At 63.3% G+C, this 25,182-nt stretch carries 25 protein-coding genes and 1 pseudogene; 13 read left to right on the forward strand and 13 right to left on the reverse strand.

Going from position 1 to position 25,182, the window contains the following annotated elements:
• Nucleotides 1-7: 7 nt before the first annotated feature.
• Complete coding sequence (locus K6M89_RS08890) at nt 8-934, reverse strand: LysR family transcriptional regulator (RefSeq protein WP_222139167.1); 927 nt, start codon at nt 932-934, stop codon at nt 8-10.
• A 131-nt stretch (nt 935-1,065) separates the two neighbouring features.
• Between K6M89_RS08890 and K6M89_RS08895 the strand changes: the two genes are divergently transcribed.
• From K6M89_RS08895 to K6M89_RS08910, 4 genes are all read left to right on the forward strand, one after another.
• Nucleotides 1,066-1,545: a carboxymuconolactone decarboxylase family protein gene (locus tag K6M89_RS08895; protein WP_222139168.1), complete on the forward strand. Its 480-nt coding sequence runs from the start codon at nt 1,066-1,068 to the stop codon at nt 1,543-1,545.
• A 68-nt stretch (nt 1,546-1,613) separates the two neighbouring features.
• Nucleotides 1,614-2,369, forward strand: a complete 756-nt coding sequence (locus K6M89_RS08900) for an SDR family oxidoreductase (protein ID WP_222139169.1) — start codon at nt 1,614-1,616, stop codon at nt 2,367-2,369.
• Nucleotides 2,370-2,404: 35 nt separating this feature from the next.
• Nucleotides 2,405-2,821, forward strand: a complete 417-nt coding sequence (locus tag K6M89_RS08905; protein WP_097578999.1) for a cupin domain-containing protein — start codon at nt 2,405-2,407, stop codon at nt 2,819-2,821.
• 92 nt (nt 2,822-2,913) lie between these two features.
• On the forward strand, nt 2,914-4,395 hold the full coding sequence (locus tag K6M89_RS08910; protein WP_222139170.1) for a cyclic nucleotide-binding domain-containing protein: 1,482 nt from the start codon (nt 2,914-2,916) through the stop codon (nt 4,393-4,395).
• Nucleotides 4,396-4,411: 16 nt separating this feature from the next.
• Here K6M89_RS08910 and K6M89_RS08915 read toward each other — a convergent pair whose 3' ends face one another.
• Nucleotides 4,412-4,900: an RrF2 family transcriptional regulator gene (locus K6M89_RS08915; protein ID WP_097578859.1), complete on the reverse strand. Its 489-nt coding sequence runs from the start codon at nt 4,898-4,900 to the stop codon at nt 4,412-4,414.
• A gap of 213 nt (nt 4,901-5,113) precedes the next feature.
• On the opposite strand from K6M89_RS08915, the gene K6M89_RS08920 reads away from it, so the two are divergent.
• The 3 genes from K6M89_RS08920 to K6M89_RS08930 are packed head-to-tail and all read left to right on the forward strand — an operon-like array spanning nt 5,114 to nt 6,810.
• Nucleotides 5,114-5,494 carry a COG4315 family predicted lipoprotein gene (locus tag K6M89_RS08920; RefSeq protein ID WP_009996856.1) on the forward strand — a complete coding sequence of 127 codons (381 nt, stop codon included), beginning with the start codon at nt 5,114-5,116 and terminating at the stop codon, nt 5,492-5,494.
• Between the two features lie 21 nt (nt 5,495-5,515).
• The gene (locus K6M89_RS08925) at nt 5,516-6,031 is read left to right on the forward strand and encodes an RNA polymerase sigma factor (protein WP_097667118.1); all 516 of its coding nucleotides are present in this window, start codon (nt 5,516-5,518) and stop codon (nt 6,029-6,031) included.
• Nucleotides 6,028-6,810, forward strand: a complete 783-nt coding sequence (locus K6M89_RS08930) for an anti-sigma factor family protein (RefSeq protein WP_222139171.1) — start codon at nt 6,028-6,030, stop codon at nt 6,808-6,810. The genes K6M89_RS08925 and K6M89_RS08930 overlap by 4 nt, the downstream gene beginning before the upstream one ends.
• A 3-nt stretch (nt 6,811-6,813) precedes the next feature.
• Here the strand turns inward: K6M89_RS08930 and K6M89_RS08935 are convergent, their stop codons facing one another.
• Genes K6M89_RS08935 through nthA form a run of 3 tightly spaced genes read right to left on the reverse strand, consistent with a single transcriptional unit; the run spans nt 6,814 to nt 8,403 of the window.
• Nucleotides 6,814-7,185, reverse strand: coding sequence for a nitrile hydratase accessory protein (locus tag K6M89_RS08935; protein ID WP_222139172.1), 372 nt, complete (start codon nt 7,183-7,185; stop codon nt 6,814-6,816).
• Complete coding sequence (gene nthB, locus K6M89_RS08940; RefSeq protein ID WP_222139173.1) at nt 7,172-7,831, reverse strand: nitrile hydratase subunit beta; 660 nt, start codon at nt 7,829-7,831, stop codon at nt 7,172-7,174. The genes K6M89_RS08935 and nthB overlap by 14 nt, the downstream gene beginning before the upstream one ends.
• Nucleotides 7,828-8,403 (reverse strand): nitrile hydratase subunit alpha, encoded by a 576-nt coding sequence (nthA, locus tag K6M89_RS08945; RefSeq protein ID WP_376744672.1) that lies wholly within the window; start codon nt 8,401-8,403, stop codon nt 7,828-7,830. The genes nthB and nthA overlap by 4 nt, the downstream gene beginning before the upstream one ends.
• A 369-nt stretch (nt 8,404-8,772) precedes the next feature.
• Here nthA and K6M89_RS08950 point away from each other — a divergent pair, with 369 nt between their 5' ends.
• Both K6M89_RS08950 and K6M89_RS08955 read left to right on the forward strand, forming a co-directional pair.
• Entirely contained in the window at nt 8,773-10,044 is a 1,272-nt protein-coding gene (locus K6M89_RS08950) for an SDR family oxidoreductase (protein WP_222139175.1), read from the forward strand.
• Nucleotides 10,044-10,517, forward strand: a pseudogene (locus tag K6M89_RS08955) (DUF2269 family protein); the annotation flags it as partial. The gene K6M89_RS08950 and the pseudogene K6M89_RS08955, both read left to right, overlap by 1 nt.
• Here the strand turns inward: K6M89_RS08955 and K6M89_RS08960 are convergent.
• Entirely contained in the window at nt 10,511-11,104 is a 594-nt protein-coding gene (locus K6M89_RS08960) for a LysE family translocator (RefSeq protein ID WP_222139176.1), read from the reverse strand. The pseudogene K6M89_RS08955 and the gene K6M89_RS08960 overlap by 7 nt on opposite strands.
• Before the next feature lie 153 nt (nt 11,105-11,257).
• On the opposite strand from K6M89_RS08960, the gene K6M89_RS08965 reads away from it, so the two are divergent.
• The gene (locus K6M89_RS08965; protein ID WP_222139177.1) at nt 11,258-12,106 is read left to right on the forward strand and encodes an aldo/keto reductase; all 849 of its coding nucleotides are present in this window, start codon (nt 11,258-11,260) and stop codon (nt 12,104-12,106) included.
• Between the two features lie 148 nt (nt 12,107-12,254).
• On the opposite strand, the gene ilvN is transcribed toward K6M89_RS08965, so the two are convergent.
• On the reverse strand, nt 12,255-12,827 hold the full coding sequence (gene ilvN / locus K6M89_RS08970) for an acetolactate synthase small subunit (protein ID WP_010034065.1): 573 nt from the start codon (nt 12,825-12,827) through the stop codon (nt 12,255-12,257).
• Between the two features lie 23 nt (nt 12,828-12,850).
• On the reverse strand, nt 12,851-14,641 hold the full coding sequence (locus K6M89_RS08975; RefSeq protein WP_222139178.1) for an acetolactate synthase 3 large subunit: 1,791 nt from the start codon (nt 14,639-14,641) through the stop codon (nt 12,851-12,853).
• Between the two features lie 323 nt (nt 14,642-14,964).
• Here K6M89_RS08975 and K6M89_RS08980 point away from each other — a divergent pair, with 323 nt between their 5' ends.
• The gene (locus K6M89_RS08980) at nt 14,965-17,004 is read left to right on the forward strand and encodes an ATP-binding protein (protein WP_222139179.1); all 2,040 of its coding nucleotides are present in this window, start codon (nt 14,965-14,967) and stop codon (nt 17,002-17,004) included.
• A 100-nt stretch (nt 17,005-17,104) separates the two neighbouring features.
• Here K6M89_RS08980 and K6M89_RS08985 read toward each other — a convergent pair whose 3' ends face one another.
• Both K6M89_RS08985 and K6M89_RS08990 read right to left on the reverse strand, forming a co-directional pair.
• The gene (locus K6M89_RS08985; protein ID WP_222139180.1) at nt 17,105-18,019 is read right to left on the reverse strand and encodes a dihydrodipicolinate synthase family protein; all 915 of its coding nucleotides are present in this window, start codon (nt 18,017-18,019) and stop codon (nt 17,105-17,107) included.
• A 20-nt stretch (nt 18,020-18,039) separates the two neighbouring features.
• Nucleotides 18,040-18,654: a LysE family translocator gene (locus K6M89_RS08990; protein ID WP_222139181.1), complete on the reverse strand. Its 615-nt coding sequence runs from the start codon at nt 18,652-18,654 to the stop codon at nt 18,040-18,042.
• Between the two features lie 95 nt (nt 18,655-18,749).
• On the opposite strand from K6M89_RS08990, the gene pdxR reads away from it, so the two are divergent.
• Entirely contained in the window at nt 18,750-20,228 is a 1,479-nt protein-coding gene (gene pdxR, locus K6M89_RS08995) for a MocR-like pyridoxine biosynthesis transcription factor PdxR (RefSeq protein WP_222139284.1), read from the forward strand.
• Between the two features lie 33 nt (nt 20,229-20,261).
• Here pdxR and miaA read toward each other — a convergent pair whose 3' ends face one another.
• Nucleotides 20,262-21,158, reverse strand: a complete 897-nt coding sequence (miaA, locus tag K6M89_RS09000) for a tRNA (adenosine(37)-N6)-dimethylallyltransferase MiaA (protein ID WP_222139182.1) — start codon at nt 21,156-21,158, stop codon at nt 20,262-20,264.
• On the opposite strand from miaA, the gene serB reads away from it, so the two are divergent.
• The gene (serB, locus tag K6M89_RS09005) at nt 21,157-22,047 is read left to right on the forward strand and encodes a phosphoserine phosphatase SerB (RefSeq protein ID WP_222139183.1); all 891 of its coding nucleotides are present in this window, start codon (nt 21,157-21,159) and stop codon (nt 22,045-22,047) included. The two genes, miaA and serB, sit on opposite strands and share 2 nt — an antisense overlap.
• Before the next feature lie 263 nt (nt 22,048-22,310).
• Here serB and K6M89_RS09010 read toward each other — a convergent pair whose 3' ends face one another.
• On the reverse strand, nt 22,311-24,020 hold the full coding sequence (locus K6M89_RS09010) for a DegQ family serine endoprotease (protein WP_222139184.1): 1,710 nt from the start codon (nt 24,018-24,020) through the stop codon (nt 22,311-22,313).
• Nucleotides 24,021-24,213: 193 nt separating this feature from the next.
• Nucleotides 24,214-25,182, reverse strand: coding sequence for a protease modulator HflC (hflC, locus tag K6M89_RS09015; protein WP_097667131.1), 969 nt, complete (start codon nt 25,180-25,182; stop codon nt 24,214-24,216).

A 25,182-nucleotide genomic window follows, 5' to 3' on the forward strand; every position in this document is an offset into this window, starting at 1 on the left:
CGAACGATCATCCGTTCCATTGGCGGTCCGCCCCGCTCACACACATCGACGGGTCCTGGCCGATGACATCGGTCAGAAAATCCAGAACCGTCCTGACGCGCAGCGGCATGTTCCGTCTCGAGGGATAGACGACCGTGATCGGCAGGCGGCTCGGCTGAAAATCCTCCATTACGGGAATCAGCCGGCCGGCGGCGATGTCGGGCACGGCGATGATGTGGGAAAGCACCGCCAGGCCGGCGCCGGCGAGCGCCGCCCTATGAATGGCAATCGCGTTGCAGGCGGTCAACCGCGGCGTGATCCTGACCGAAATGTCTTCCGACCCGTTCGAGAAGGACCATGTGCAGGTGTCGCCTGCCCTATCATAGCACAGGCATTCATGGTCTCTGATGTCCTTTGGCGCGCGCGGGGCCGCCTTGCGCGCGAGATAGGCAGGCGACGCGACGAGGAATGCCGTCGTCCAGCCGATCCGGCGACAGACAAGGCTGCTGTCGGCGACCGAGCCGAGGCGAACCTCCAGGTCGAGGCGCTCCTCGATCATATCGGAGCTCTGCTCCCGGAAGATGAGTTCGACCGAAAGCTTCGGGTGGGCGGCAAGAAGATCGCCGAGACTTTCGCTCAAATAGAGGCCGAGCGGCGCGGGTACGCTGAGCCTGACCTTTCCCGAGGCCGTGGCGCCGTTCGAGCCTGCCGCATCGCCGAGCTCCTCCACCGCCTCGAGAATTCGGAGCGCCATCGGCAGCATGCGCTCCCCTTCCGCCGTCAGCGACAGACCGCTCGTCGTGCGATGCAGGAGGCGGGTGTTGAAATGGCTTTCGAGGGACGCAACCTGCCGCGAAACCGCCGGCTGCGTGACATCGAGATCATGCGCCGCCGCTGAGAACGAACCGGTCTCCGCGACGCGTTGGAAGGTCCGCAATGCCGAAACGATATCCATCCCTGCCCCCTCATACTTTTGCGCATAGGCTTTATGCAGGCAAACTAGGCGAGAATGGCTTTACAGTCCAGCAATTAAGGATATCTTTTATCCATAAGGATATTAAATATCCTTAATTGAGGAAAAACGACATGACCCAGCGATTGAATTACGCCCAGCAGTCCCCCGAACTTTTCAAGAAATTCATGGAATTCAGCATGGCGCTGAGAAGCAGCGTCATCGATGAGAAGCTTCAGGCCCTTATCGAGATCCGCGCCTCGCAGATCAACGGATGCGGCTTCTGCCTCGACATGCATGTGAAGCAGGCAAAGATCCATGGCGAGACGGAGCTGCGGCTTCACCACGTCGCCATCTGGCGGGAATCGAACCTGTTCGTTCCCCGCGAGCGCGCGGCCCTTGCCTGGACCGAGGCGCTGACGAAGTTGCCCGAAGGCGGCGTTCCCGATGAGATCTACGAGCGGGTGCGCGGCCAGCTCTCGGAGAAGGAAATCTCCGACCTGACCTTCGTCGTCATGGCCATCAATGCCTGGAACCGCGTCAATGTCGGCTTCAAGACCGTGCCCGGCTCGGCCGACAAGGCCTACGGCCTTGATAAGGCTGGCCTGAACTAATTCACGCAATTCATTGAGAAGATTCAGCTTTGACGCTGCCGCACCGCGGCAGCGAATGGAGATCTGTTATGAAAATCGTCGTCATCGGCGGAACCGGCCTCATCGGTTCAAAGACTGTCGGACGCCTGCGCAAGCGCGGGCATGAGGTGATCGCCGCCTCACCGAACTCCGGCGTCAATACGATCACCGGAGAAGGACTGGCCGAAGCGCTCGCCGGTGCCGAAGTCGTGCTCGACCTTGCCAATTCGCCCTCCTTCGAGGACAAGGCCGTGCTCGAATTCTTCCAGACCTCGGGGCGCAATCTGCTCGCCGCCGAAAAGACCGCCGGCGTGAAGCACCATATCGCGCTTTCCGTCGTCGGCACCGAGCGGCTGCAAGAAAGCGGCTATTTCCGCGGCAAGCTCGCCCAGGAACAGCTAATCAGAGCATCGGCCATTCCCTATACGATCGTGCATTCGACGCAGTTCATGGAATTCCTGAGCGGCATCGCCCAGTCGGGCACCGTCGGCCAGACGGTTCGCCTGTCGCCCGCCTATGTGCAGCCGATCGCTTCCGACGACGTCGCCGACGCCATGGCCGATGTGGCGCTCTCCGCCCCGGCCAACAAGACGATCGAAATATCCGGCCCGGAAAGGGTCCGGCTCAGCGAGCTCGTCGCCCGGTATCTCAAGGCGATGAAAGACCCGCGGATCGTCGAGGCCGACGCCGAGGCGAAATATTTCGGCGCCAGGTTGAACGACCAGTCCCTCGTTTCCGACGACGACCCGCGCCTCGGCTCGATCACTTTCGAACAGTGGTTCGCCACATCCGCCCGGCCGAAATGATCGGCCTTTTCACCCCAGGCAATAAGGAGATTCCCATGATCAAATCATCGTTCCTCGCCGCCACCCTCGCCCTTCTGGCAACGACCGGCGCTTCCGCCCATGACAGCAGCAAGTCCGCCAAGGTAACGCTCGTCTATGAGCACGCACTGCCGAACGTGCCGGGCAAGAGCATCAAGGGCGTACTGGTCGAATACGGCCCCGGCGGCTTCTCCGAAGGCCACACCCATCCGGACTCGGCCTTTATCTACGCCACCGTGCTGGAAGGATCGATCCGCAGCCAGGTCAATGACGGTCCAGTCAAGACCTATCAGGCCGGCGAGAGCTTCTCGGAAATGCCAGGCGACCGCCATGGCGTCAGCGCCAATGGCAGCGAGACGCAGCCGGCTCGCCTGCTCGCTGTCTTCGTTGTCGACACCGACCAGAAAGAATTGACCTACCCCCTCAAGAAGTAGGCAACCTCCAAGCCTGTCCGCGCGGGACCGATGCTTGCGCGGACAGCCGACATGCTCAATCATGCGCCGCCCGCCCTCCCGGAGACAGAGAGATGATCTACGACGCGCTCTTCGGCAAGCCACTGAATTCTCTCATTACAGTCGGCTTCGCCGGCATCGTGGTCTGGTATTTCCTCTCCAGCCAGCGGCCGACGACGCGGCTGGTGGTGCAGATCCTGTTCTTCGGCGTGATGACGCTGATCCTCATCGGCAGCGGCATCGAACCTCACCGGTTTCAGGGATATGAGACGCAGGACCCTCAGGCCCTGCTCGTCATTCTCGCCAAATCGCTCTGGTGGGTTCACCTGGCATGGGCCGTCATCGGTTTCATCAGGCTCTATCTGGTGCTGGAAGGCAGCCCGCGCGAGGCCCGTCTGCTCCAGGATCTCGTCATTGGCGTCGTCTATATCGGCATGATGCTTTCGATCCTCGCCTTCGTCTTCGGCGTGCCGATCGGAACCCTCGTCGCCACATCAGGCGTCGTCGCCATCATTCTCGGTCTCGCGCTGCAGAACACGCTCGCCGACGTCTTCTCCGGCATCGCCCTGACCCTCGGCCGGCCCTATATCATCGGCGACTGGATCCTTTTGAGCGACGGCACGGAAGGGCGCGTGGTCGAGAGCAACTGGCGCGCGACGCACATCCTGACTGCCGGCAACAATATCGTCGTGCTGCCGAACAGCTTTCTCGCCAAGCTCGGCCTGACCAATATCAGCCGGCCGGACGAGACCCATCTGCTGATCCTCACCATCCGCATCGCCCCGACACGCATGCCGGTATCGGTTCGCCAGGTCATGCTGACGGCGCTCGCGAGCTGCAACTCCATCGTGCGTGAGCCGCCGCCGGTCGTCGCTCTGAAGGGACTGGACGCCACCTCGCTCGAAGTCGAGCTGCAGTTTCGGGTGACGAGCCCGAGCCAGCGCGTGCCGGCGCGAAACGAAGTGCTCGATCTCGTTTACCGCCATTGCAAATCCGCCGGCCTGCTGCTGGCCATTCCGCCGTCGGCAGCGGTGTTGACCGCCACCCTGCCGACGGAGGAGAACGCGCAGCCGCCCAGCGTAACGCCGCTTGCGCTGATCGACGCCATTCCGGTCTTTGCGACGCTGACATCAGATGAAAAGCAGAGGCTCGCCGAGACCGCGACTGCCAGGGAGTTCCGCAAGGGCGATGTGATCGTGCAGGAGGGCGAAATGCTGCCCGCACTGATGATGGTGCGCGCCGGCATCATAGCCGCCCGGCATGCAGGGGAGGAACGCGGAAGGCTGGCGCCTGGCGATTTTTTTGGGGAAAGCGGACTGCTCGCCGGCATGCAGGAAGTCTGCACCCTGGAGGCTCTAACCTCGGTAATCACCTATGAGATCGACCAGGAGGCCTTCGCGCCGCTGCTCGCCGAACGCCCGGCGCTGGCCGAAGAAATCGCCGAACAACTTGCCGGCCGCGCCGAGCGCTTCCGCAACGGCGCCGCCCAGTCCCCGGAACATGCCCACAGCGCCCATGCCATCCTGAAGACCATCAGGACCATCTTTAGGGCCTAAGGTTTCCTTCGCCTCCTCAGCCGGCGCGCTTCAGCACCCACTCGAACGTGTCCCGCCAGATATCCGGCGGAACCTCTTCGGACAAGGTGCCGACGAGATCGGAGAGGCGCACACGCCTCAGCGTCTCGCGCCAGGCCTCGTCGGCTTCCCACATGATGCGGGCGACCGCGCAAGGCTTGCTGTCGCAATAGCCTGCCGGCCGGCACGGATTGTTCTCCCGGATATTCGTGCAGGTGAAGCTGCGCGCCTTGCCCTCGACCGCCTCGACGATCTCGAGAAAATTGACCTCCGACGGCGCGCGCGCAAGCCTGTAGCCGCCGCTCGGACCGAGCGTGGTTTCGACGAGGGAAGCCTGAGAAAGGCTCTGTAGCGCCTTGGAGAGATATTCCTTCGGCAGGCCATGAAGCTCGGCCAGCGCCTTGGTGGAGAGATACCTGCCCTCGGGCAGGCCCGCGAGAATGGCGCAGCAGTGCAGCGCCCACTCGACCTGGCTTTTCAGGATCATTCAACAACTCATCATGGCTGGCTCTGCAAGCGGAATTAAGGATATATGTTATCCGCAAATGGCCATGATGTAAATGACCTGTAAAAGCAGGGTGTTGTGTGCGAATGACCATCCGCCCGCCATAAAACTTCTCCACGCGGGAATAAAACCGCCTCGCCTCGTGTCTCATCTCAGGCAGCGCAAAATTGCGTGCCCAACCCGAGGAGAAACACCATGAAGTCCGTGAAATTCCTGTCCGTCGCAGCGGCAGCCGCCTTTGCCGCGACCGCTGCTTTCGCCGCCGCGCCCGTCAAGGAAGTCGAGACTGCCAAGGGCAAGGTTCTTGCCGGCGAAAACGGCATGACCCTCTATACTTTCAAGAAGGACGCCAAGGGCGTTTCCAACTGCTACGACGATTGCGCCAAGAACTGGCCGCCGCTGATGGCTGCTTCCGATGCCAAGGCCGATGGTGCATATTCGATCATCGAACGCAAGGATGGCACGAAGCAATGGGCCAAGGACGGCATGCCGCTTTATTACTGGGTCAAGGACACGAAGGCCGGCGACATCACCGGCGACGGAGTCGGCGGCAACTGGGACCTTGCCAAGCCCTGATGTGACGGCAAGAGAGCTGGCGTGAAGACACCCGCACCCGAAAGTTTCGAGGGCCAGATCCTGGCCCTCCTTCCCTCGCTCAGGCGCTATTCGCGCAGCCTGACGCGCTCGGATGCCGATGGCGAGGATCTGCTTCAGGATTGCGTCGAGAAGGTGCTGGCGCGCCGCGGTCAATGGCGCGGCCTCAACTTGCGCGGCTGGGTCCTGACCATCATGACCAATCTTTACCGCAACGGCCGGCGCGGCAAGGCGCGCGACGGCATGCTCGAGCTCGACGCTGCAGGAGATATGGCAGCACCGGAAGCGCCGGCCGATCCGCTGGAACGCACCCGGCTCGATAACGCGCTGAACAGCCTTTCGGAGGAGTACCGCGCCGTGCTGATGCTCGTCGTCATCGAGGGATATAGCTATAGCGAGGTCGCCGCCGCGCTCGATATCCCGATCGGCACGGTGATGTCCCGCCTGTCGCGCGCCCGCCGGCGCGTCGCCGAACACCTGAAGGCCGATAACATCATTACGCTTCGGAGACCGAAATGAACGAGACCAACCCGATCGTCACCGAAGCCGATCTCCACGCCTATGCCGACGGCCAGTTGCCCGAAACGGCGCGCTCCCGCATTGAGGCCTATCTCGCCGACAATCCCGACGAGGCGGCGATGGTCGCCGAATGGCAGGCGCAGAACGCAGGCATCCGCTCGCTCTTTGCCGGTTACGACAGGGCAAAGGACACCGATGCCCTGCTCGTCGCGCCGCCGCACGCCCTCCCGTCGGCGCCGAACCGCTGGGCAGTCGCCGCCGCAGCGCTCGTCGTCTTAGCGCTCGGTGCCGTCAGCGGCCATTATGGCCCGGCCCTTCTGGAGAGACCGGACCTGCAGTTAGCCGGTTCCGAAACCCTGCCGAAACAGGCCGAGACCGCCTTCACCGTCTATGCCGCCGAGGTTCGCCACCCGGTCGAGGTCTTCGCCGACGAGGAGGCCCATCTCGCCACCTGGCTCGGCAAGCGCCTGGCGATCCAGAACCTGAAGATCCCGAACCTGCAGCCGCTCGGCTTCAAGCTGGTCGGCGGCCGCCTGCTGCCGGTCGACGGCAGGCCCGGCGCCATGTTCATGTATGAGAACCAGACCGGCGAGCGCCTGACCGTCATGGTCGGCCGCAACAAGGAAAACCGCACGACGAGCTTCCGCTTCGCCTCATCGGGCAATCTCGAAACCTTCTACTGGATCGACGGCGAACTTGGTTATGCCGTCACCGGCGAAATCTCGCGCGAGACCCTGCGCGGTGTGGCCGAAGAATGCTACCGGCAGTTCCCGTCGTGAGGATCAGCGCAGCGGATCGTTGGCGAGCTCGATCGGCTGCCCATGCGGCGTCGCTTCTGCCGCCCGCTGCCAGCTTTTCTGCAGCTCGAGGATGGCGGACGCGTCGGCCACACCGCGGCTGACCAGCAGCTCCGAAAGCGCCGCCACCCAGCAGTCGAAATAGTCGCTGCCGTCTTCCGCCCGTCCGGGCTGATGCAATTGCCGTGAAAGGGTTTCCGCCCATTCGCTCCAGGAAAACAGCCCCTTCTCATGCAGATGCACGGTCATGGCGAAGGCCGCGGCGGCCCAGGGTTCGGGAAAGACCGGCGCGCCCTCCGCAGATTTGGGCAGCCCGGGCGATTGGCTGAGCTCGGAGGGTATTTCACACACGCTCAAGATAGCTCTCCCACGCGTCGATCGAGACCGTCAGCGACGGATCCGCACCCTCGCCCCAGATCTCGCCGCCGTCGAAAACGACGGTATAGAGCCATTGCGGGTTCTCGCCCTTGCCATGGGCATTATCATCGGGAAAAACGAAGGAGCCCTGCACCGCTTCGACGATACCGGCCTTGGCCCGGGCGTAGCGCGGCAACCGCGTATGGGTCGCCGGATTGAAATTCTTCGTCTTCACTGCCTCCCCGACCGCAAAGCGAGGCTCGTCATCCGCCGGCCGGTCGCAAGGCCCGCCCTTGGCAAGCACGGCGGGCACCATCTCCGCCTTCAGCACCCGTTTCGGCGCCGTGCCATCCTGCAGCTTGTGGCCGGACAAGAGCTCCTCGCGCGTCGCAAAGCCGTGTCGCATGAGCAGCGTCTCGACGCCGCGGATCCAGATCTCGTAATAGCTCGCCGCGAGGTAATCGGCCGGCCGAATATTCTCGCGCGCATGCCGGCTTTCATCGATCGTCCATGCGCCGAAAGCCCCGCAGGATAGCGTGATGCCGAGCGCCCGCTTTTCCCATTCGGCATGGAAATAGGGCTCGTCCTTCTCAGGCGCGACAGGACCGAAGCCCATCTGCCCACCGAGATCGTGCGGTCCGTTCATGACAGTGCCTCCGGGCTGCCGGCCACGGCCGTGCCGATCATCGCATCGCGGCTGACAAGGCCGGCAAGTGTTGCCTCATCCATTCCCTCCGTGCCTTCGGGGCGCTCCGGGATCACGAGATAACGCAGCTCCGCCGTCGAATCCCAGACGCGGATCTTCTTGCCCTCCGGCAGGGTTAGCCCGAATTCGGCGAGCACGCCGCGCGGATCGATGACCGCGCGCGAACGATAGGCCGGCGCCTTGTACCAGACCGGCGGCAGCCCGAGCACAGACCATGGATAACAGGAGCAGAGCGTGCAGACGACGAGGTTATGGGTCTCGGCCGTATTGAAGACGGCGCGCATATGCTCGCCCTGCCGGCCGGTATAACCAAGACTCGCAATCGCCGCCGTCGCATCGCGCCTCAGCCAGTCCGCAAAACCGGGATCGCTCCAGGCCTTGGCAACGACATGCGCGCCATTTCGCGGCCCGACCTTGGTTTCGTAAGTCTCGACGATCGCATCGATGGCATGCGGATCGATCAGGCCCTTCTCCGTCAGCAGCGTTTCCAGCGCCTTCACGCGGGCCTGCATGTCGGAGTAGTGATTGTCGTGGGCATGATCGTGGTGATGGTCGTGATCGTCGTGCAAGGCAATCTCCTCCAATAACGGCGGATGGGATCCCCTTCTCCCCAGCGGGGAGAAGGGGCGGCAGCCGGATGAGGGGTGAGCGGCGGCGCCGCGAATGCGCTGAGCGCGAGCGAAGGGCACCATAATCGGGGTGCCGTGCCGCCCCCTCATCCGACCCTTCGGGCCACCTTCTCCCCGCTGGGGAGAAGGGGATGTGCCGCAAGCTCCCGCCCTTACCAATCCTCCGTAAAATCGTCTCCGTTCTTTCTACCATACACCACAACCGCGCCAAGCCCTCCTATCCCACTCAAACTTTTCCGCTAATCTCCTGCCATGAACATCCTGATTCTCGGCGCAACCGGCTTCATAGGCTCGGTCGTCGCGGCCCGGCTCGTTGCGGACGGCCATGCGGTGACCGGGCTCGGCCGCAATCCCGCCCGAGCCCGCCTGAAGCAGCCGGCAATCGACTGGCGGCGTGCCGATCTCTCGCGGATGCTAAATCCCGAGGACTGGGAGAACCTCCTCAAAGACCGGCACGCCGTCGTCAATTGCGCCGGCGCCCTGCAGGACGGCCTCTCGGACGATCTCGCGGCGACCCAGGCGGATGCGATGCTGGCGCTCTATGCCGCGGCGAAACGCTCCCGTCCTCTGATTGTGCAGATATCGGCAAGGACCGCCGGCGCGGCAGGCGCGTTGCCCTTCCTCACCACCAAACGGCGGGCCGATGAGGCGCTGGCGGCAAGCGGCCTGCCTCATCTCATCCTGCGCCCTGCCCTCGTGCTCGGCCGCAATGCCCATGGCGGCTCGTCATTGCTGCGAGCGCTCGCAGCCTTTCCGCTGGCGCTGCCCCTCGTCCATGCGGAAAGCCCGGTCGAAACGCTTTCGGTGGATGATGTGGCGGAAGCCGTGTCGCGGGCGGTCGCAGGCGACCTTCGCGGTGATTTCGACCTTGCCGCCGGCGAGGTGCTGACACTCGCCGAACTCGTCGGCCTTCACCGGCAATGGCTGGGCTTGGCGCCTGCCCGCGTCTTTTCGCTTGCTCCCTGGCTTACGCGACCGGTGACCTGGCTTGCCGATATGGCGGGCCTGCTCGGCTGGCGTTCGCCGCTGCGCTCGACGGCGATGACAGTCATGTCCGAGGGCATACGGAGCGCAAAGAGGGAAAGCGGCCTCACCGCGACATCGGCGGCGGCCACGCTCGCCGCCAATCCCTCCGGCGTGCAGGATCTCTGGTTTGCCCGGCTCTATCTCCTGAAGCCGCTCATCATATCGGGCCTGTCGGCCTTCTGGCTGCTCTCCGGCCTGATCCCGCTGCTTTCGATGGAAAGCGCCTCCGCGCACTTCCTGCCCTTCATGCCCGAAATGGCGGCAACGGCGCTGACGCTTGCGACCTGCCTCATCGACGTGGCGCTCGGCACCGCCGTGCTTGTTCGCCCGCTCGCCAAACGCGCCCTTCTCGGCATGCTCACAGTCTCTTTCGCCTATCTCGCCGGCGCCACCCTGCTCGAACCCGCGCTCTGGCTCGATCCGCTTGGCCCCCTCGTCAAGGCGCTGCCGTCGGTCCTGCTGACGCTGACGGCGCTTGCCACCCTGGATGAACGCTGATGCTCGAGGAATGGCTGCTGCTTGCCCATGTCACCGGCGCCGCGGTCCTCTTCGGCACCGGCGCCGGCATCGCCTTTTTCATGGTGATGGCTCACCGCACGCGTGATCCCGCCCTGATCGCTCATGTCGCTGGAACCGTGGTCATCGCCGATACGGTCTTCACCGCGACATCAGCCATTCTCCAGCCGGTGACCGGCTATCTCCTCGCCCGCATGATCGGCTGGGACCTGTCGGAAGGCTGGATTGCGCTGTCGCTACTGCTTTACGTCATCACCGGCCTGTTCTGGCTGCCGGTCGTCTGGATCCAGATCCGCCTGCGCGATCTGGCCCGCGCTGCCGCGGCATCGGCCAGCGCCCTGCCGCCGGCCTATTTCAGCCTCTACCGCGTCTGGTTCGCGTTCGGCTTCCCGGCCTTCCTCGCCGTCATCGGCATTCTCTGGCTGATGCTGACGAAACCGTCGATACCCTATTTTAACATCGGCCAGAGGCTCGCCACGAGAAGCGCCGCCATGGTGATGTTGAACCACTTCAGCCGCACGGGATCGGAAAGCCATTCCCTCAGTGCCGAGCCGAAGCCCGCCCAGGTCGAGACGCTCGGCACGTTGACCACCGCGAAAGCCAGGCCGACGATGAGCACGCTGACAAGATAGAGTTCGGGATTGGTGTAGGTCGCCATCGCCGTGACCGCCATCACCCAGGCTTTCGGGTTGACCCACTGGAAGGCCGCCGCCGAGAAGAAGGACATCGGCGCCGCACTGCTCCTGCCTTCGCTCAGCGAACGCGAGGAGGCGATCTTCCAGGCGATCCAGACGAGATAGGCGCCGCCGGCGAACTTCAGCACCGTATAGACCAGCGGCATCGTGTGCAGCAGCGCTCCGAGCCCGAGGCCGACGCCGATCAGCAGCGAAAAGAAACCGGCGCCGATGCCGACCATATGCGGGATGGTCCTGCGGAAGCCGAAATTTACCCCCGAGGCGAAGAGCATCATATTGTTCGGCCCCGGCGTGATCGAGGTCGTGAAGGCGAAGAGAACAAGGGCGAGAAACGTATCCAGCGGCATGCGACCTCCCGAAGCCGGCTCTTTTCCGAGGCCCGCCTTATTTAGGTCAGCGTAACTGCCCTAAACTCTTGACGCCATTACATCATTGTCATGGTGACAGGATTGGTTGAAAGATAAGAACGCTGCGCAATCTCCTGAAAAATGGAAAAAATCATGCAGGACGACCCCATCCCCTCCGTCAAATTCCCGAACGGCACGGAAGTGCCGGCACTCGGCCAGGGAACCTGGGCCATGGGCGAGGATGCCGGCCATGCCAAGATGGAGATCGAAAGCCTCAGGGCGGGCATCGATCTCGGCATGACGCTGATCGACACCGCGGAAATGTATGGCGACGGCGGCGCCGAGGAGATCGTCGGCCAGGCGATCTGGGGACGGCGCGACGAGATCTTCCTCGTCAGCAAGGTCTATCCCTGGAATGCCAGCCTGAAAGGCACGATCGACGCCTGCGAGCACAGCCTGGAACGGCTCGGCACCGACCGCATTGACCTCTATCTCCTGCACTGGCGCGGCAACCATCCGCTGGCCGAGACTGTCGCCGCCTTCGAAATGCTGAAAGCGTCGGGCAAGATCGGCGCCTGGGGCGTCTCCAACTTCGACACCGACGACATGGAGGAACTGCTGTCCGTGCCCGACGGCGCCAATGTCGCCGCCAACCAGGTGCTCTACAATCTCTCCCGCCGCGGCATCGAATATGATCTCCTGCCCTGGTGCCAGAGCCGCGGCATTCCCATCATGGCCTATTCGCCGATCGAGCAGGGACATATCCTGCATCATCCCGAACTCATCCACATCGCCAAGGCCTATCAGGCAACGCCCGCCCAACTGGCGCTCGCCTTCCTGCTCGAACGCGACGGCGTCATCGTCATTCCGAAGACGTCGAATACTGAACGCGTGGCTGAGAACCGCGACTGCGTCTCGCTCGACATCACCGACGAGGACTGGCAGGCGCTCGACGCCGCCTTCCCGCCGCCGGCAAAGAAGAAGCCGCTGGAGATGCTGTGATCGCCGAGCGGCCCGAACTGCTGACAAGCCCGCCAACTCCTCTTTCGTCATGCTCGGGCTTGTCCCGAGCATCTGCACCGCTCGATACGTGGGCAGATCCTCGGCACAAGGCCGAGGATGACGCCGAGGAAGGGATGAAGCTTCTGCCTCACATCCCCTGCGCGCCGCGATTCATTGCGGCGATGCCCGTACGGCAGACCTCGATCAGGCCGAGCGGCTTCATGATCGCGATGAACTGGTCGATCTTCGAGGACTTGCCGGTGATCTCCAGAATGAAGTGATCAATCGTCGCATCCACCACCTTGGCGTGGAAGGCATCGGCAAGGCGCAGCGTCTCGGCGCGCATCTCGCCCTCGCCGATCACCTTGACCAGCGCCACTTCACGCTCGATCGGCCGTTCCTGGCCAAGTTCGCGGGCGCGCACCGTCAGATCGACGACGCGATGAACCGGCACGATGCGATCGAGCTGCGCCTTGATCTGCTCCAGCACGTGCGGCGTGCCGCGCGTGACGATGGTGATGCGGGAAAGATGCGCCTGATGCTCCGTCTCCGAAACCGTGAGGCTTTCGATATTGTAGCCGCGGCCGGAGAACAGGCCGATGACGCGGGCAAGGACGCCCGGCTCGTTGTCGACGAGAACCGAAAGCGTATGGCTCTCGATCGCCGTCGTTTCCGGCGAGATGAAGTAGGCAGAGCCCGTAGGCTGAAGATGTGCGTTCATGGTCCTGGGTTCCTACCTTATCGTTATACAAGCTGACGGCCTTTGGCGTCGATCGCGTTGGCGACCGCTTCATCCGTGGCCTCATCGGGCAGCAGCATTTCGTTATGGGCCTTGCCCGAGGGGATCATCGGGAAGCAGTTGGCGAGATTGGCGACGCGGCAATCGAAGATGACGGGCTTCTTGACCTCGATCATCTCGACGATGGCGTCGTCGAGCTCATCCGGCTTGTCGCAGCGCAGGCCGACCGCGCCATAGGCTTCCGCCAGCTTGACGAAATCAGGCATCGCCTCGGTATAGGAGTGCGACAGGCGATTGCCGTGCAGCAGCTGCTGCCACTGGCGCACCATGCCCATGTACTGGTTGTTCATGATGAAGATCTTGATCGGCGCATCATACTGGATCGCCGTCGACATTTCCTGGATGCACATCTGGATCGAGGCGTCGCCGGCAATATCGATGACGAGGCTGCCGGGATGGGCGATCTGGACGCCGAGGGCCGCCGGCAGGCCGTAGCCCATCGTGCCAAGACCGCCCGAGGTCATCCAGCGGTTCGGCTGCTCGAAGCCGAAGAACTGCGCCGCCCACATCTGATGCTGGCCGACCTCGGTGGTGATATAGGTATCGCGGTCCTTGGTGTGTGCATAGAGACGCTCCAGCGCATATTGCGGCATGATGACGTCATTGCTCTTGGTATAAGCGAAGGAGTTGCGCGCCCGCCAGCGGGCGATATCGCTCCACCAATCCGCGAGACGATTCTTCTCCGGCTTCTTCGGCAGAGCCCGCCACAGGCGGACCATGTCTTCCAGCACATGGCCGACATCGCCGCGGATGCCGATATCGACGCGGACGTTCTTGTTGATCGAGGACGGATCGATATCGATATGGATCTTCTTCGAGTTCGGCGAGAAGGCGTTGAGACGGCCGGTGATGCGGTCGTCGAAGCGGGCGCCGATGCAGACCATGACGTCGCAGTCATGCATCGCCATGTTGGCCTCGTAGGAGCCGTGCATGCCGAGCATCTTCAGCCAGTTCTTGCCCGAAGCCGGATAGGCGCCGAGCCCCATCAGCGTCGAGGTGATCGGGAAATCGGTGAGTTCGATCAGCTCACGCAGCAGCTTGGAGGCTTCCGGGCCGGAATTGATGACACCGCCGCCGGAATAGATGATCGGACGGCGCGCATTCGCCATCAGCTCGATGGCCGCGTGGATCTGGTTGAGGTCGCCCTGGATCTTCGGCTGATAGCTCTTCTGGATCGTGTAATCGGCGGGCGGCGTATAGGTGCCGGTCGCAAACTGCACGTCCTTCGGAATATCGACGACGACGGGGCCTGGACGGCCGGACTGGGCGATGCGGAAGGCCTCGTGAATGATGGCGGCGAGCTGGTTGACGTCCTTGACCAGCCAGTTGTGCTTGGTGCAGGGCCGGGTGATGCCGACCGTGTCGCATTCCTGGAAGGCGTCGGAGCCGATCAGCGGGGTCGGAACCTGACCGGTCAGGCAGACGAGCGGGATCGAATCCATCAGCGCGTCCTGCAGCGGCGTGACCGCATTGGTGGCGCCGGGACCCGAGGTAACCAGCATGACGCCGACCTTGCCGGTGGAGCGGGCGTAGCCTTCGGCCGCGTGGCCTGCCCCCTGCTCGTGGCGCACGAGGATGTGCTTGACATCGTCCTGCTGGAAGATCTCGTCATAGATCGGCAGAACCGCGCCGCCGGGATAGCCGAAGATATGTTCGACGCCGTTGTCCTTCAGCGCCTTGAGAACGATCTCCGCTCCCGTCATCCGATTGCCTGCCGCCTGATTGTCCGTGCTCATCTGTCTGTTCCGTTTGATGCTGGGATTTGCGTTTGTGGCCGGAAGCCCGAAATTCGGGCACAAAAAAAGGCCCCGGAGGAGCCTGTCATCTAGCGCATGGGTGGCTGTCGCCGGATGGTTACACCATCCTGCCCATGCGCTTTCCCACCACGATAAGAACTGTTGCGATTTTCATGGCGGGAAGTGATAGACAGAAAATTTCGCAGCGTCAACGCATGCCGCAATAAAAAACTGCCTCACGCCTTCACCCCTGAAAATCGATAGGATGAAGGATTTGTTAAAGGATCAACTTTATCCTTTAACGCTACCGCAGGGAGTAGCCTTTGCTCAACAACGACTTGCGCATGTCTGGCAAGGCAGGCGAGCACGATAGACGCGACGGCCATGCGCCGGGAAATCGCTTTCTCGGCCGCGTCGTTGCATGCAGCGGATCCCGGGCGACAATTGCCGCCGTCGCCGTCGAGGGCAACACCGATCTCACCGAACTCTGGTCCGTCGGCCGGCTGATCTCGATCAGCGTCGGCCGCAACCGCGTCGTCGCCCTCGTCTACCAGATGAACACCGGCAGCCATGCCTGGGGCGAGGGCGAGGATAATACTTTCAAGATCGAGACCGAGCTGCTCGGCGAGGTCCGCGTCGACGAGGACGGCCGCGAGGAATTCTCGACCGGCATCTCGCATTATCCCTATCTCGGCGCCATCGCCCACCGCATCCGTGCCGCCGACCTGATGCGCATCTACGATGCCGGAACGGGCACGACCGCCGTCATCGGCAAGCTGACGCAGGACGAAAGCATCGATGCGGCGATCCACATCCCTTCGATGCTCTCCAAGCATTTCGCCGTCGTCGGCTCGACCGGCGTCGGCAAGTCGACGGCGGTCTCTTTGCTGCTGCACAAGGCGATCGTGGCCGATCCGAAGCTGCGCGTGCTGATCCTCGATCCGCACAATGAATTCGCCGCCGCCTTTCCCAAGCACGCCGTCACCATCGATACAGATACGCTCGACCTGCCCTTCTGGCTGATGCGGCTCGAGGAGTTCGCCGAAGTCGTCTTCCGCGGCCGCCCGCCGGTGCCGGAAGAACTCGATATGTTGCGCGATATCATGCCGGAGGCCAAGCGCGCCTTCCGCGGCAGCGACAATTCGCTGGTGCGCCGGACGACGGAAAAGAGCTCGATCACCGCCGATACGCCGGTTCCCTACCGCATGGCCGATCTGCTGGCGCTGATCGATGAGCGCATCGGCCGCCTCGAAGGCCGCGCCGAAAAACCCGCCCTGCGGTCGCTGAAGATGCGCCTCATCGCCGCAATCAACGATCCGCGCTATCACTTCATGTTTTCCAACAACACGATCAGCGACACGATCACCGACACCATCGCGCAGATATTCCGCATTCCCGGAGACAGCAGGCCGATCTGCACCTTCCAGCTTGCCGGCATTCCTTCCGAGGTGGTCAATTCGGTCGCCTCCGTGCTCTGCCGCATGGCCTTCGAGGTGGCACTCTGGAGTGACGGCGCCATCCACATGCTCGTCGTCTGCGAGGAAGCGCATCGCTATATCCCCTCCGATCCCAGCCTCGGCTTCGTGCCGACGCGCCAGGCAATCGCCCGCATCGCCAAGGAAGGCCGAAAATACGGCGTCTCGCTTGGGATCATTACCCAGCGGCCAGGCGAGCTCGACCAGACGATCCTGTCGCAGTGCTCGACGCTGTTTGCCATGCGCCTGGCCAACGATCGCGACCAGGAAATCATCCGTTCGGCCATCCCGAATTCATCGATCTCGACGACGAGCTTCATCTCCTCGATCGGCAATGGCGAGGCGATCGCCTTCGGCGAGGCGATCAGCGTGCCGATGCGCATGCGCTTTTCCCGCGTCGACGAAAATCTGCTGCCGAAGGCTGCCAGCGCCAACAGCAAGCATAGCGAGGAAGATCCGGATACGGTCGATCTGCGCAAGATCGTCACGCGCATGCGGGCGGTAACGGTCGGGCCTGATATTTCGAATTTCCAGCAGAGCTTCGGCGCATCGACAGCACATCCCGACGAGGAGAATGACGCCGACGAGGTTCTCGAGGCCAAGCCCTACGCACCGCCTCCACCGGCCTCGCCGCCGCCGGTTTCGGCGCCCCTCGAATCCTACCGGCGCGAACTGCTGCCGAAGACGCCGGGGCTGGACCCGGCCGCACCTTCATCCGTCGATCCGCGGCTCGATGCGCTGCGCCGCGAGATGCGCCGCGAGGAACCGATCTTTCCGCGACCTGCACCGCCGACCGACCAGCCGGCCATCACCCGCCGGGAACCCGGCTCGTCGCTGCGCGAAAGCATTCTGAAAAAGCCGTTGAGCAGCCTTTACAACAAGGACTAAAGCGCGTCGCATCAAATTTGATTCGCGCAACGCGCTTTAGCTCTTTGTTTTTATGCATGTCGTGGTCCCGGAACCGCTGCACACTTCCGGGCGACATGCGTTAAGTCTTCCGCCCGCCCTCCAGAGCGATCAGCGGCTCGACGATCTCGAGCACACGCTGGCGATCCGCTGATTTCAGCGGCAGGAGCGGTCGCGGAAGCTCCGCCCTGGCGAGTGAGAGATGCTCGATCAGCATATAGACCACGCGGATGCTTCCGAATGCCTTGAAGGTTTGCCATAGCGGCTCGAACAGCTTATCGAGCCGGCGTGCCTCATCGACGTCGCCGGCCATGGCGGCCTTGGTCAGGCCGAGAGCCGTGCGCGGCAGCAGACCGCCGATGACGCTGTACCAGGCGTCTGCGCCGGAAAGCAGCGCATCGGCCGCGCCCCAATCGCCACTGTAACCGATCGCGAGATCGGTCTTCTCCCGCAAGGCCGCAAGTTCCCCCGGCAAATCGCCGTCAACAGGCGGCGGCATCTTTACTGCCCGGATCGTTTCGATATCGGAGAGGCGCTGGAGAAGCTCCCGGCTGAAGGTGAAATGGGTCGTGCCGGGATTGTTGTAGATGCAGACCGGCAGCTTCGTTGCCTTCGCGATCGCCATGAAATGCTCATAGGCTTCCTCCTGCGTCAGCGGCGTATAGGAGACCAGCGCCAGCAGAAGAGCATCCGCACCGGCCGCCTCGGCATCCCTGGCAAGACCGACGGCGTGGTCCGTTCTGAGAGCCCCGGCCCCGACGATGAGAGGAATACGGCCGGCGACGCATTCGGCCGCGGCCTTGACGGCGCGCAACCGCTCCTCGCGCGTGAGGTAAGCATAGATCCCGGTGCTGCCGAGAAGGCCGATAGAGGCGACGCCCGCCTCGCACAAGCGTTCCAGAAGGCGGCCGAGGGCTTCGGTGTCGACGTGGCCATCGATATTCGCGGGCGTTGCCGGAAAGGCCGAAAGGCCGTGAAAGGGAGAAGCCGAAGACATGATGTGATCCTGAAAACGCGTCAGTTTGAGAACAGCAGGCGCGATCCGGCGCCCGCGAAGAACACGGCGAGGCCTGCCTCGATCCAGCGGCGCGCCATGGCATAGCCGCGCACCATCGGCGCTGTCGAGAACAGCAGGGCATAACCGGCGAATATCGATATCCCGAGCAGCACACAGCCGCCGAAAGCTGTCACCGCCATCTCGGGCGAAGCGCCCGGTTTGAGGCCGAGCGACATGATCGCGACCCAGGCCAGAACCGCTTTGGGGTTTCCGAGATGCATCAGGATCCCACGGCGGTAGAGCACACCGAAGTCCGTCGACGACCGCGCTAGTTCGCCTGCCGGCGCATCCGCGGCAGCGGCCGAGCGAGCCGCCCTCCAGGCGAGCCAGAGAAGGTAAAGCCCGCCCGCGATCTTGAGGAATGACAGAGCATGAGCATAGCCTACCAGCAGGGTCGAAATGCCGGTGACGGCAATCAGTCCCCAGCATGTCGACATCGTTATCACGCCGGCGGCAAGCGCCAGGGCCGGTCGGCGCCCCTGGCTCATCGCGACATTCATGATCGCCATGTTGCTTGGCCCCGGGCTTCCGGCTGCGATGACATAGGCGATATAGACGACGAGAAGATCCTGCATGTCCGTTTTCCAGAAGTCGCTGAGGCCTTCCTTCTCTTCTAAAATTGGTACATCATGAAGCGCCATTTTCAAGAATCTTCATGGACCATTTTGTAATGTCGAAGCGGCGGGCCACCATCGAAATTCCGTCTCTCCATGGGATTGACAGAACGGCCCATGTCGGCCGCCGGCTTGCACAGGCGCTGCGGCACGCCATTGCCTGCGGCGAACTGAGGCCCGGCGAGCGCCTTCCTTCGACGCGTAGCCTTGCCGCCTCTTTGAAGATCGCCCGCGGCACCGTCGTCGAAGCCTTCGATCAGTTGACGGCCGAAGGTTATCTCGAGGCGAGAGTGGGCGCGGGAACCCGTGTCGCCGCCGCCCTGATGGACATGGGGCCGGCACCCCCGCCGCCACCGCCCGCGCCGGCATCCGCAGATGTGATGGATCTGCCTGCCCCGGCTGCCCGGCTGATATCGATCGCCCGTGCGCTGACCCCTCACCCGCCCGTTCCCTTCGCCATCGCCGTGCCCGCTTCCGGCATTGCGCCCGACGACAATTGGCGCCGTGTCGGCAATCGAATGCGCGCCTCGAGACGGGCCGCACCCTCGGGCTACCACGATCCGATGGGTGTGCTCGAGCTGCGCATCGCCATCGCCGACCACGTCCGCCGCGCGCGGGCCGTTCATTGCGAACCCGAGCAGGTCATCGTGACGTCAGGCACCCAGCAAGGCCTCTATATGGCTGGCCGGGTTCTTCTGTCGCGTGACGACCCGGTATGGGCCGAGGATCCCGCTTATCCCGGCCTGACGGCAGTGCTCGACGATCTCGGCGTCCGGACGCATCGAATCCCGGTCGACGCACAAGGAATGAATGTGGAGCGCGGCCTCGAACTCTGCCCGGAAGCGCGCGCCGCATTCGTCACGCCTTCACACCAATATCCGGTCGGCATGCCGCTCAGCATGGCGCGGCGCAACGCTCTGATCGCCTGGGCCGACCAGAACCGAGCCTGGATCGTCGAGGACGACTACGACAGCGAACTGCGTTATGCCGGACACCCTTTTCCCTCCATGCAGGGGCTGCGTCCGTCGCGCGTCATCTATCTCGGCACCTTCAGCAAGGTGCTCTTTCCGTCGTTGCGCCTCGGTTACGTCATCGCCCCGGCGCCGCTCGCAGAAGCCTTCGCCGGCGCACGCGCCATTCTTGACCGGCATTCGCCGATATCAGAACAGCACGTTCTCGCCGCCTATATCAGGGAAGGCTATTTCGAGGCGCATATCAGGCGCATTCGCGGTCTTTATGCCGAACGCCGCGCTGTTCTGCTCGCCGCGCTCGAGCGGGTTCTGCCGGAAGGGTGTCATGTTCAGCCGAGCGATCAGGGCATGCACATCCTTCTATGGCTGCCCGAGGAAGCCGACGACGTGCGGCTGGCGGCGCGCGCCCTTTCGGCCGGCCTCGCGGTGCGGGCGATCTCCCCCATGTATGGCGCGCAGCCGGCACGCCCCGGCCTGATGCTGGGTTTCGGCGGCTTTCCGCGGGAGCAACTACAGGCGGCGGTGGGCGAACTCGCCAAACTGCTGCAGGTGCGCAGCGCGTAACCGCACTTGAAGGGGAGCCCCGGACTTTACGAACTATAGGGCCAGCCGCTCCCAGCTCTCGTCCATCTGATTGCGGAACCAGGTCATCTGCCGCTTGGCGTATTGCCGTGTCGCCGCAGCCCCCTTCTCCAGCACCTCCTCGCGCGTCATCTCACCCTTCAGCATCGCCGCGATCTGCGACACCCCGATCGCCTTCATGACAGGCGCCTCGGCGGGCAGGCCGAGGGCAAGCAGCGCCCTCACCTCGTCTTCGGCGCCTTGCTGCAGCATCTTTTCGAAACGGCCATTGATGCGGGCATGCAGCACCGCCCGGTCCGGCAGCACGACAATCTTTCGCGCCTTCTCGGCGTCGATCAGAACTGGCCCGGACCGCCCCTGAAAATCGGCGATCGACCGTCCCGTCGCCTTAATCACCTCCAGCGCCCGGACGATGCGCTGCCCGTCCTGGCGGTTGAGGCTTGCCGACATGGCAGGGTCGATCGCATCAAGTTCGGCATAGAGCTGATCCGGCCCCTCCTCCAGCAGCCGCGTCCTGAGTTTCTCCCGAAGCGCCTCCGGTATCGCGGGCATGTCGGAAAGGCCGCCGGTCAGTGCCTTGAAATAGAGCCCGGTGCCGCCGACGTAGACCGGCAGCTGCCCGGCGGCTTTCAGGGCCGGCAGCAGCGCCGAGACGTCGCGCAGCCAGGAGCCGGTGGAATAGCCGGCCCCTGCCGGAACGTGGCCGTAGAGATGATGCGGCACCCCTTGCATCTCCTCTTCCGACGGGCGCGCGGTCAGCACCCGCAAGGTGTCGTAGACCTGCATGCTGTCGGCATTGACAACCGCGCCGTCATAGCGCTTGGCAAATTCGACGGCGAGCGCGGACTTGCCGCTGGCGGTCGGCCCGGTTATCAGGATCGCGTTCTCTACGCTCAGAAGGTTTTCCATCATGGCCCTCGTTGCCACGCTTGTTGCCAATCCGTCAAATCCTGTTCTGACCCCTGCTATCGCCGAACAGGCGGCCGAGGCCGTGGAAGCCTCCGGTCTCTACTGGCTGGCCGACGGCGTCGCCTGCGACATCGCGCTGCGTGACGGTACGGATGGGCAGGCGGCCGAGGCCAATATCCTCGCCGTCATCGCTGGCGCGCCGATCGACCTCGTCATCCAGGAGCAGGAGACCCGCCGCAAGAAAATGCTGATCGCCGACATGGATTCGACGATGATCGGCCAGGAATGCATCGACGAACTCGCTGCCGAAGTCGGCCTGAAGGAGAAGGTCGCCGCCATCACCGCCCGCGCCATGAACGGCGAGATCGCCTTCGAGCCCGCCTTGCGTGAGCGTGTCGCTCTGCTGAAAGGCCTGCCGATCTCGGTCGTCGACGAGGTCATCGCCCGGCGTATCACGCTCACCCCGGGCGGCCCGGAGCTGATCGCCACCATGAAGTCGAAAGGCCATTACACCGCCCTCGTCTCCGGCGGCTTCACCGTTTTTACGGGGCCCATCGCCGCCACTCTCGGCTTCGATGAAAACCGCGCCAACACCTTGCTGGACGATGGCGGCATTCTCTCCGGCTTCGTCGCCGAACCGATCCTCGGCAAGCAGGCGAAAGTCGATGCGCTGAACGAAATATCGGCGCGTCTCGGCATCTCGCCGAAGGAGGCAATGGCCGTCGGCGATGGCGCCAATGATCTCGGCATGCTGCAGCTCGCCGGCTCCGGCGTCGCCCTCCACGCCAAACCCACGGTCGCCGCCCAGGCCCAGATGCGAATCAACCACGCCGACCTGACGGCGCTGCTCTATATCCAGGGCTATCGGAAGACGGATTTTGTGATGGGTTGAACGCTCAACTCACTATCGCTGGACGGTCACTAAATCAAAACCCGTCGGCATGAAATTTGGCGCAAACGCTTATACCAAGCTCCCTCATCCCTGTGCTTGTCACAGGGATCCAGCGCGCCCAAGTCCTTGGGCGCAGAAGACTCCCTTACATCGGTGAGACTCATTCACCGCGCCGACGCGCGGTGGCTGGATTCCTGTGACGAGCACAGGAATGAGGGGAGAATCGGAGACCGCGGGGGCAAAATCGTCACCGCCGCAGCCCCCTACTCCATCGGCACTGCCACGAACCGAAGATCGCCGTTTGCCGATGCGATCATCAGCTGGGCGTTGCGGCGGCCTTCCTGTTTCAACGATTTCACCTTGGCCGCGACCGCGTCCGGCGACTTCATGAATTCCTGCGCCACCTCGACGATCACGTCCCCTGGCTTCAGCCCCTTTTCGGCCGAGGCGGAGCCGGGCGCCACCTCCGTCACGACGACGCCGTCGACGCTCTCGGCAATGCCGAAAGCCTTGCGTGTCTCGGGGCTCAATAGCGACAGCGACAATCCGAGCACGTCCTTGGGTGTTGCCGCATCCGGCGATACCTGGCCCTGGTGCTGGTCGGGCGCCGGTGCGCCCGGTACGGGCTGCACCTGATCGCCGGTATCCGGCTGGTCCAGGTCGTTGTTCTCGTCCGGATCAGGGGTGATCACGCCATCCTGCGAGCCATCGGGCGCTGCATCACCGGATGCAGCCTGATCGCTGTCCTCGAGGCGACCAAGCTTCACCTTGACGGTCTGCTCCTTGCCGTCGCGCAGCACTACGACGTCCACTTCCTTGCCGACCGTGCTTTCCGCCACGACACGCGGCAGATCGCGCATTTCATTGACCGTCTTGCCGTCGAATTTCAAAATCACGTCGCCCGCCTTGATGGAGCCGTCGTCGACGGGGCCGCCCTTGATGACGCCGGCGACCAGTGCACCCTTGGCCGTGTCGAGCCCGAGGCTGTCGGCGATATCGTCGGTCACCGGCTGAATGCGAACGCCGAGCCAGCCGCGCCGCGTCTCGCCATATTCGCGCAGCTGCGCGACGACGCCGGAGGCGAGCTCCGACGGCACCGAGAAGCCGATGCCGATCGAGCCGCCGCTCGGCGAAATGATCGCCGTATTGATGCCGATGACTTCACCTTTCATGTTGAAGAGCGGGCCGCCGGAATTGCCCTTGTTGATCGCCGCATCCGTCTGGATGAAGTTGTCGTAGGGGCCGGCATTGATGTTGCGGCCACGCCCGGAAATGATGCCGACCGTCACCGAGCCGCCGAAACCGAAGGGATTGCCGATCGCCATCACCCAGTCGCCGATGCGCATCTCGCTGGAATCGCCGAATTTGACCGCTTTCAGCGGCGCCTTCGGCTCGACCTTCAGCACCGAAAGATCGGTCTTCGTATCCGTGCCGATCAGCTTCGCCTTGAGCTTCGAGCCATTGGCGAAATTGACCTCGATGTCGTCGGCGCCCTCGATCACGTGATTGTTGGTGACGATATAACCGGTCGGGTCGATGACGAAGCCGGAGCCGAGCGAACTGACATTGTGGTTGGGGCCTTTGCCGCCCTGCTGCTTGTTGAAGAAGTCATTGAAGAATTCCTGGAATGGCGATCCATCGGGGGCGCGCGGCGCCGGACCGACCCCCTCGTCATCCTTCACATTCTGAGAGGTGGAGATGTTGACGACGGCATCGAGCAACCCTTCCGCGAGATCGGCGACGGAAGCCGGTCCGTTGTTCGGCACGACTCCCTGAATGCGCGGTACCTGCTGCGGTGCCGCGGGTGGCGTCGGCGCGGGAGCAGCCGGAACAGGCGCGGCAACCCCGGGTGCTGCTGTTTCAGGCATGGTTTGCGCAAAAGCAATCCCGCTCATGCCGGCTTGCGCCAGAATTGCGGCGCTGGCCACAAGCGCGAGCGTTCGTCTGAAGGGCGAGCCAATCGTGGGGGCCATCAAGCTTCCTCATAAGCGGTAAATGCGCACATTGAGCATCAGCATAAGGCGGAATGATGGAGGGCGAAATCACCTTTTCGCGAAATCCCCGTGCAATCTGAAACCTCCTCGCAAAAGCCCGATTGTCACAATCAGCGCATGAAAAAAGGGCCGGCGCGGGCCGGCCCTTCCAGTTGTGCGATAGCCCGCGGCGTCAGTTCGCCGGCTGGGCGGGGGCTGCGGGCGCAGCCGCGCCGGGAACGGCGGCAGCCGGCGCTCCTGGGGTTGCCGGCGGCTGCATAGCGCCGGCGGCGTTGTCGAAATAACGGAAGAATTCCGAATTCGGCGACAGCACCAGCGTCGTGTCCTGCGAGGAAAGCGCCGCGGAATAGGCCGCCATCGAACGATAAAACTCGAAAAACGCGGGGTTCCTGGAAAAGGCGTCGGCGAACACGCGGTTGCGTTCGGCATCGCCCTGACCGCGCAGGATTTCCGCATCGCGCTGGGCATCCGCGGTGATCTCGACCACCTGGCGGTCGGCGATCGCCCGGCGGCGCAGGCCGTCTTCCGTGCCCTGGGCGCGCAAGAGTTCGGCCTCGGCCAGACGCTCGGAGCGCATGCGGTTATAGGTGTTCGGCGCCACATCGGCCGTCAGATCGGTGCGGCGGATGCGTACGTCCTCGATATTCAGTCCGAGAAGCTCGGCATCCGGACGCAGATCGTCGCGCACCTCGAGCATCATCGACACGCGCTCGTCGGAAAGTGCGGCATCGAATTCCCGCAGACCGTAGACGCGGCGCAGTGCCGAATCGAGGCGGGTGCGCAGCCGCGCTTCGGCCGAATCGCGATCACCGGAGACGGTTTCTCGGAAGCGGCGGGCATCGTTGATCGAATAGATCACGAAGGCGTCGACGTCGAAGGTCGCACCGCCCTTGACCTGTACTTGGATGTTGTCGAGGTCGAGACGCAGCTTCTGCTTTTCGACGAGCTGAACGCGGTCCGCGTCCATGAAGCTGAACGGCAGCTTGAAATAGATGCCGGGCTCGGTCTTGACCGACTGGATCTCACCGAAGCGTACGACAATCGCCTGTTCACGGGCATTGACCACATAAACCGATGAATAAAGCCCGACCAGCACGACTGCGAGGATGACGAGAATGACGGGAAGCCTGTTCGAAGTCAT

It is taken from the genome of Rhizobium croatiense, from assembly GCF_019793465.1.
Taxonomy (GTDB): domain Bacteria; phylum Pseudomonadota; class Alphaproteobacteria; order Rhizobiales; family Rhizobiaceae; genus Rhizobium; species Rhizobium croatiense.

Coding starts and splice junctions, on each gene's coding strand:
- hflC (WP_097667131.1), bottom strand. CDS start 25,182: ATGACTTCGAACAGGCTTCCCGTCATTCTCGTCATCCTCGCAGTCGTG.
- nthA (WP_376744672.1), bottom strand. CDS start 8,403: ATGCAGGCCCGCGTGAAGGCGCTGGAAACGCTGCTGACGGAGAAGGGC.
- K6M89_RS08920 (WP_009996856.1), top strand. CDS start 5,114: ATGAAGTCCGTGAAATTCCTGTCCGTCGCAGCGGCAGCCGCCTTTGCC.
- serB (WP_222139183.1), top strand. CDS start 21,157: ATGGCCCTCGTTGCCACGCTTGTTGCCAATCCGTCAAATCCTGTTCTG.
- K6M89_RS09010 (WP_222139184.1), bottom strand. CDS start 24,020: ATGGCCCCCACGATTGGCTCGCCCTTCAGACGAACGCTCGCGCTTGTG.
- K6M89_RS08985 (WP_222139180.1), bottom strand. CDS start 18,019: ATGTCTTCGGCTTCTCCCTTTCACGGCCTTTCGGCCTTTCCGGCAACG.
- K6M89_RS08900 (WP_222139169.1), top strand. CDS start 1,614: ATGAAAATCGTCGTCATCGGCGGAACCGGCCTCATCGGTTCAAAGACT.
- K6M89_RS08905 (WP_097578999.1), top strand. CDS start 2,405: ATGATCAAATCATCGTTCCTCGCCGCCACCCTCGCCCTTCTGGCAACG.
- K6M89_RS08975 (WP_222139178.1), bottom strand. CDS start 14,641: ATGAGCACGGACAATCAGGCGGCAGGCAATCGGATGACGGGAGCGGAG.
- miaA (WP_222139182.1), bottom strand. CDS start 21,158: ATGATGGAAAACCTTCTGAGCGTAGAGAACGCGATCCTGATAACCGGG.
- nthB (WP_222139173.1), bottom strand. CDS start 7,831: ATGAACGGACCGCACGATCTCGGTGGGCAGATGGGCTTCGGTCCTGTC.
- K6M89_RS08965 (WP_222139177.1), top strand. CDS start 11,258: ATGCAGGACGACCCCATCCCCTCCGTCAAATTCCCGAACGGCACGGAA.
- pdxR (WP_222139284.1), top strand. CDS start 18,750: ATGTCGAAGCGGCGGGCCACCATCGAAATTCCGTCTCTCCATGGGATT.
- K6M89_RS08950 (WP_222139175.1), top strand. CDS start 8,773: ATGAACATCCTGATTCTCGGCGCAACCGGCTTCATAGGCTCGGTCGTC.
- K6M89_RS08910 (WP_222139170.1), top strand. CDS start 2,914: ATGATCTACGACGCGCTCTTCGGCAAGCCACTGAATTCTCTCATTACA.
- K6M89_RS08990 (WP_222139181.1), bottom strand. CDS start 18,654: ATGCAGGATCTTCTCGTCGTCTATATCGCCTATGTCATCGCAGCCGGA.
- K6M89_RS08890 (WP_222139167.1), bottom strand. CDS start 934: ATGGATATCGTTTCGGCATTGCGGACCTTCCAACGCGTCGCGGAGACC.
- K6M89_RS08895 (WP_222139168.1), top strand. CDS start 1,066: ATGACCCAGCGATTGAATTACGCCCAGCAGTCCCCCGAACTTTTCAAG.
- K6M89_RS08930 (WP_222139171.1), top strand. CDS start 6,028: ATGAACGAGACCAACCCGATCGTCACCGAAGCCGATCTCCACGCCTAT.
- K6M89_RS08960 (WP_222139176.1), bottom strand. CDS start 11,104: ATGCCGCTGGATACGTTTCTCGCCCTTGTTCTCTTCGCCTTCACGACC.
- K6M89_RS08915 (WP_097578859.1), bottom strand. CDS start 4,900: ATGATCCTGAAAAGCCAGGTCGAGTGGGCGCTGCACTGCTGCGCCATT.
- ilvN (WP_010034065.1), bottom strand. CDS start 12,827: ATGAACGCACATCTTCAGCCTACGGGCTCTGCCTACTTCATCTCGCCG.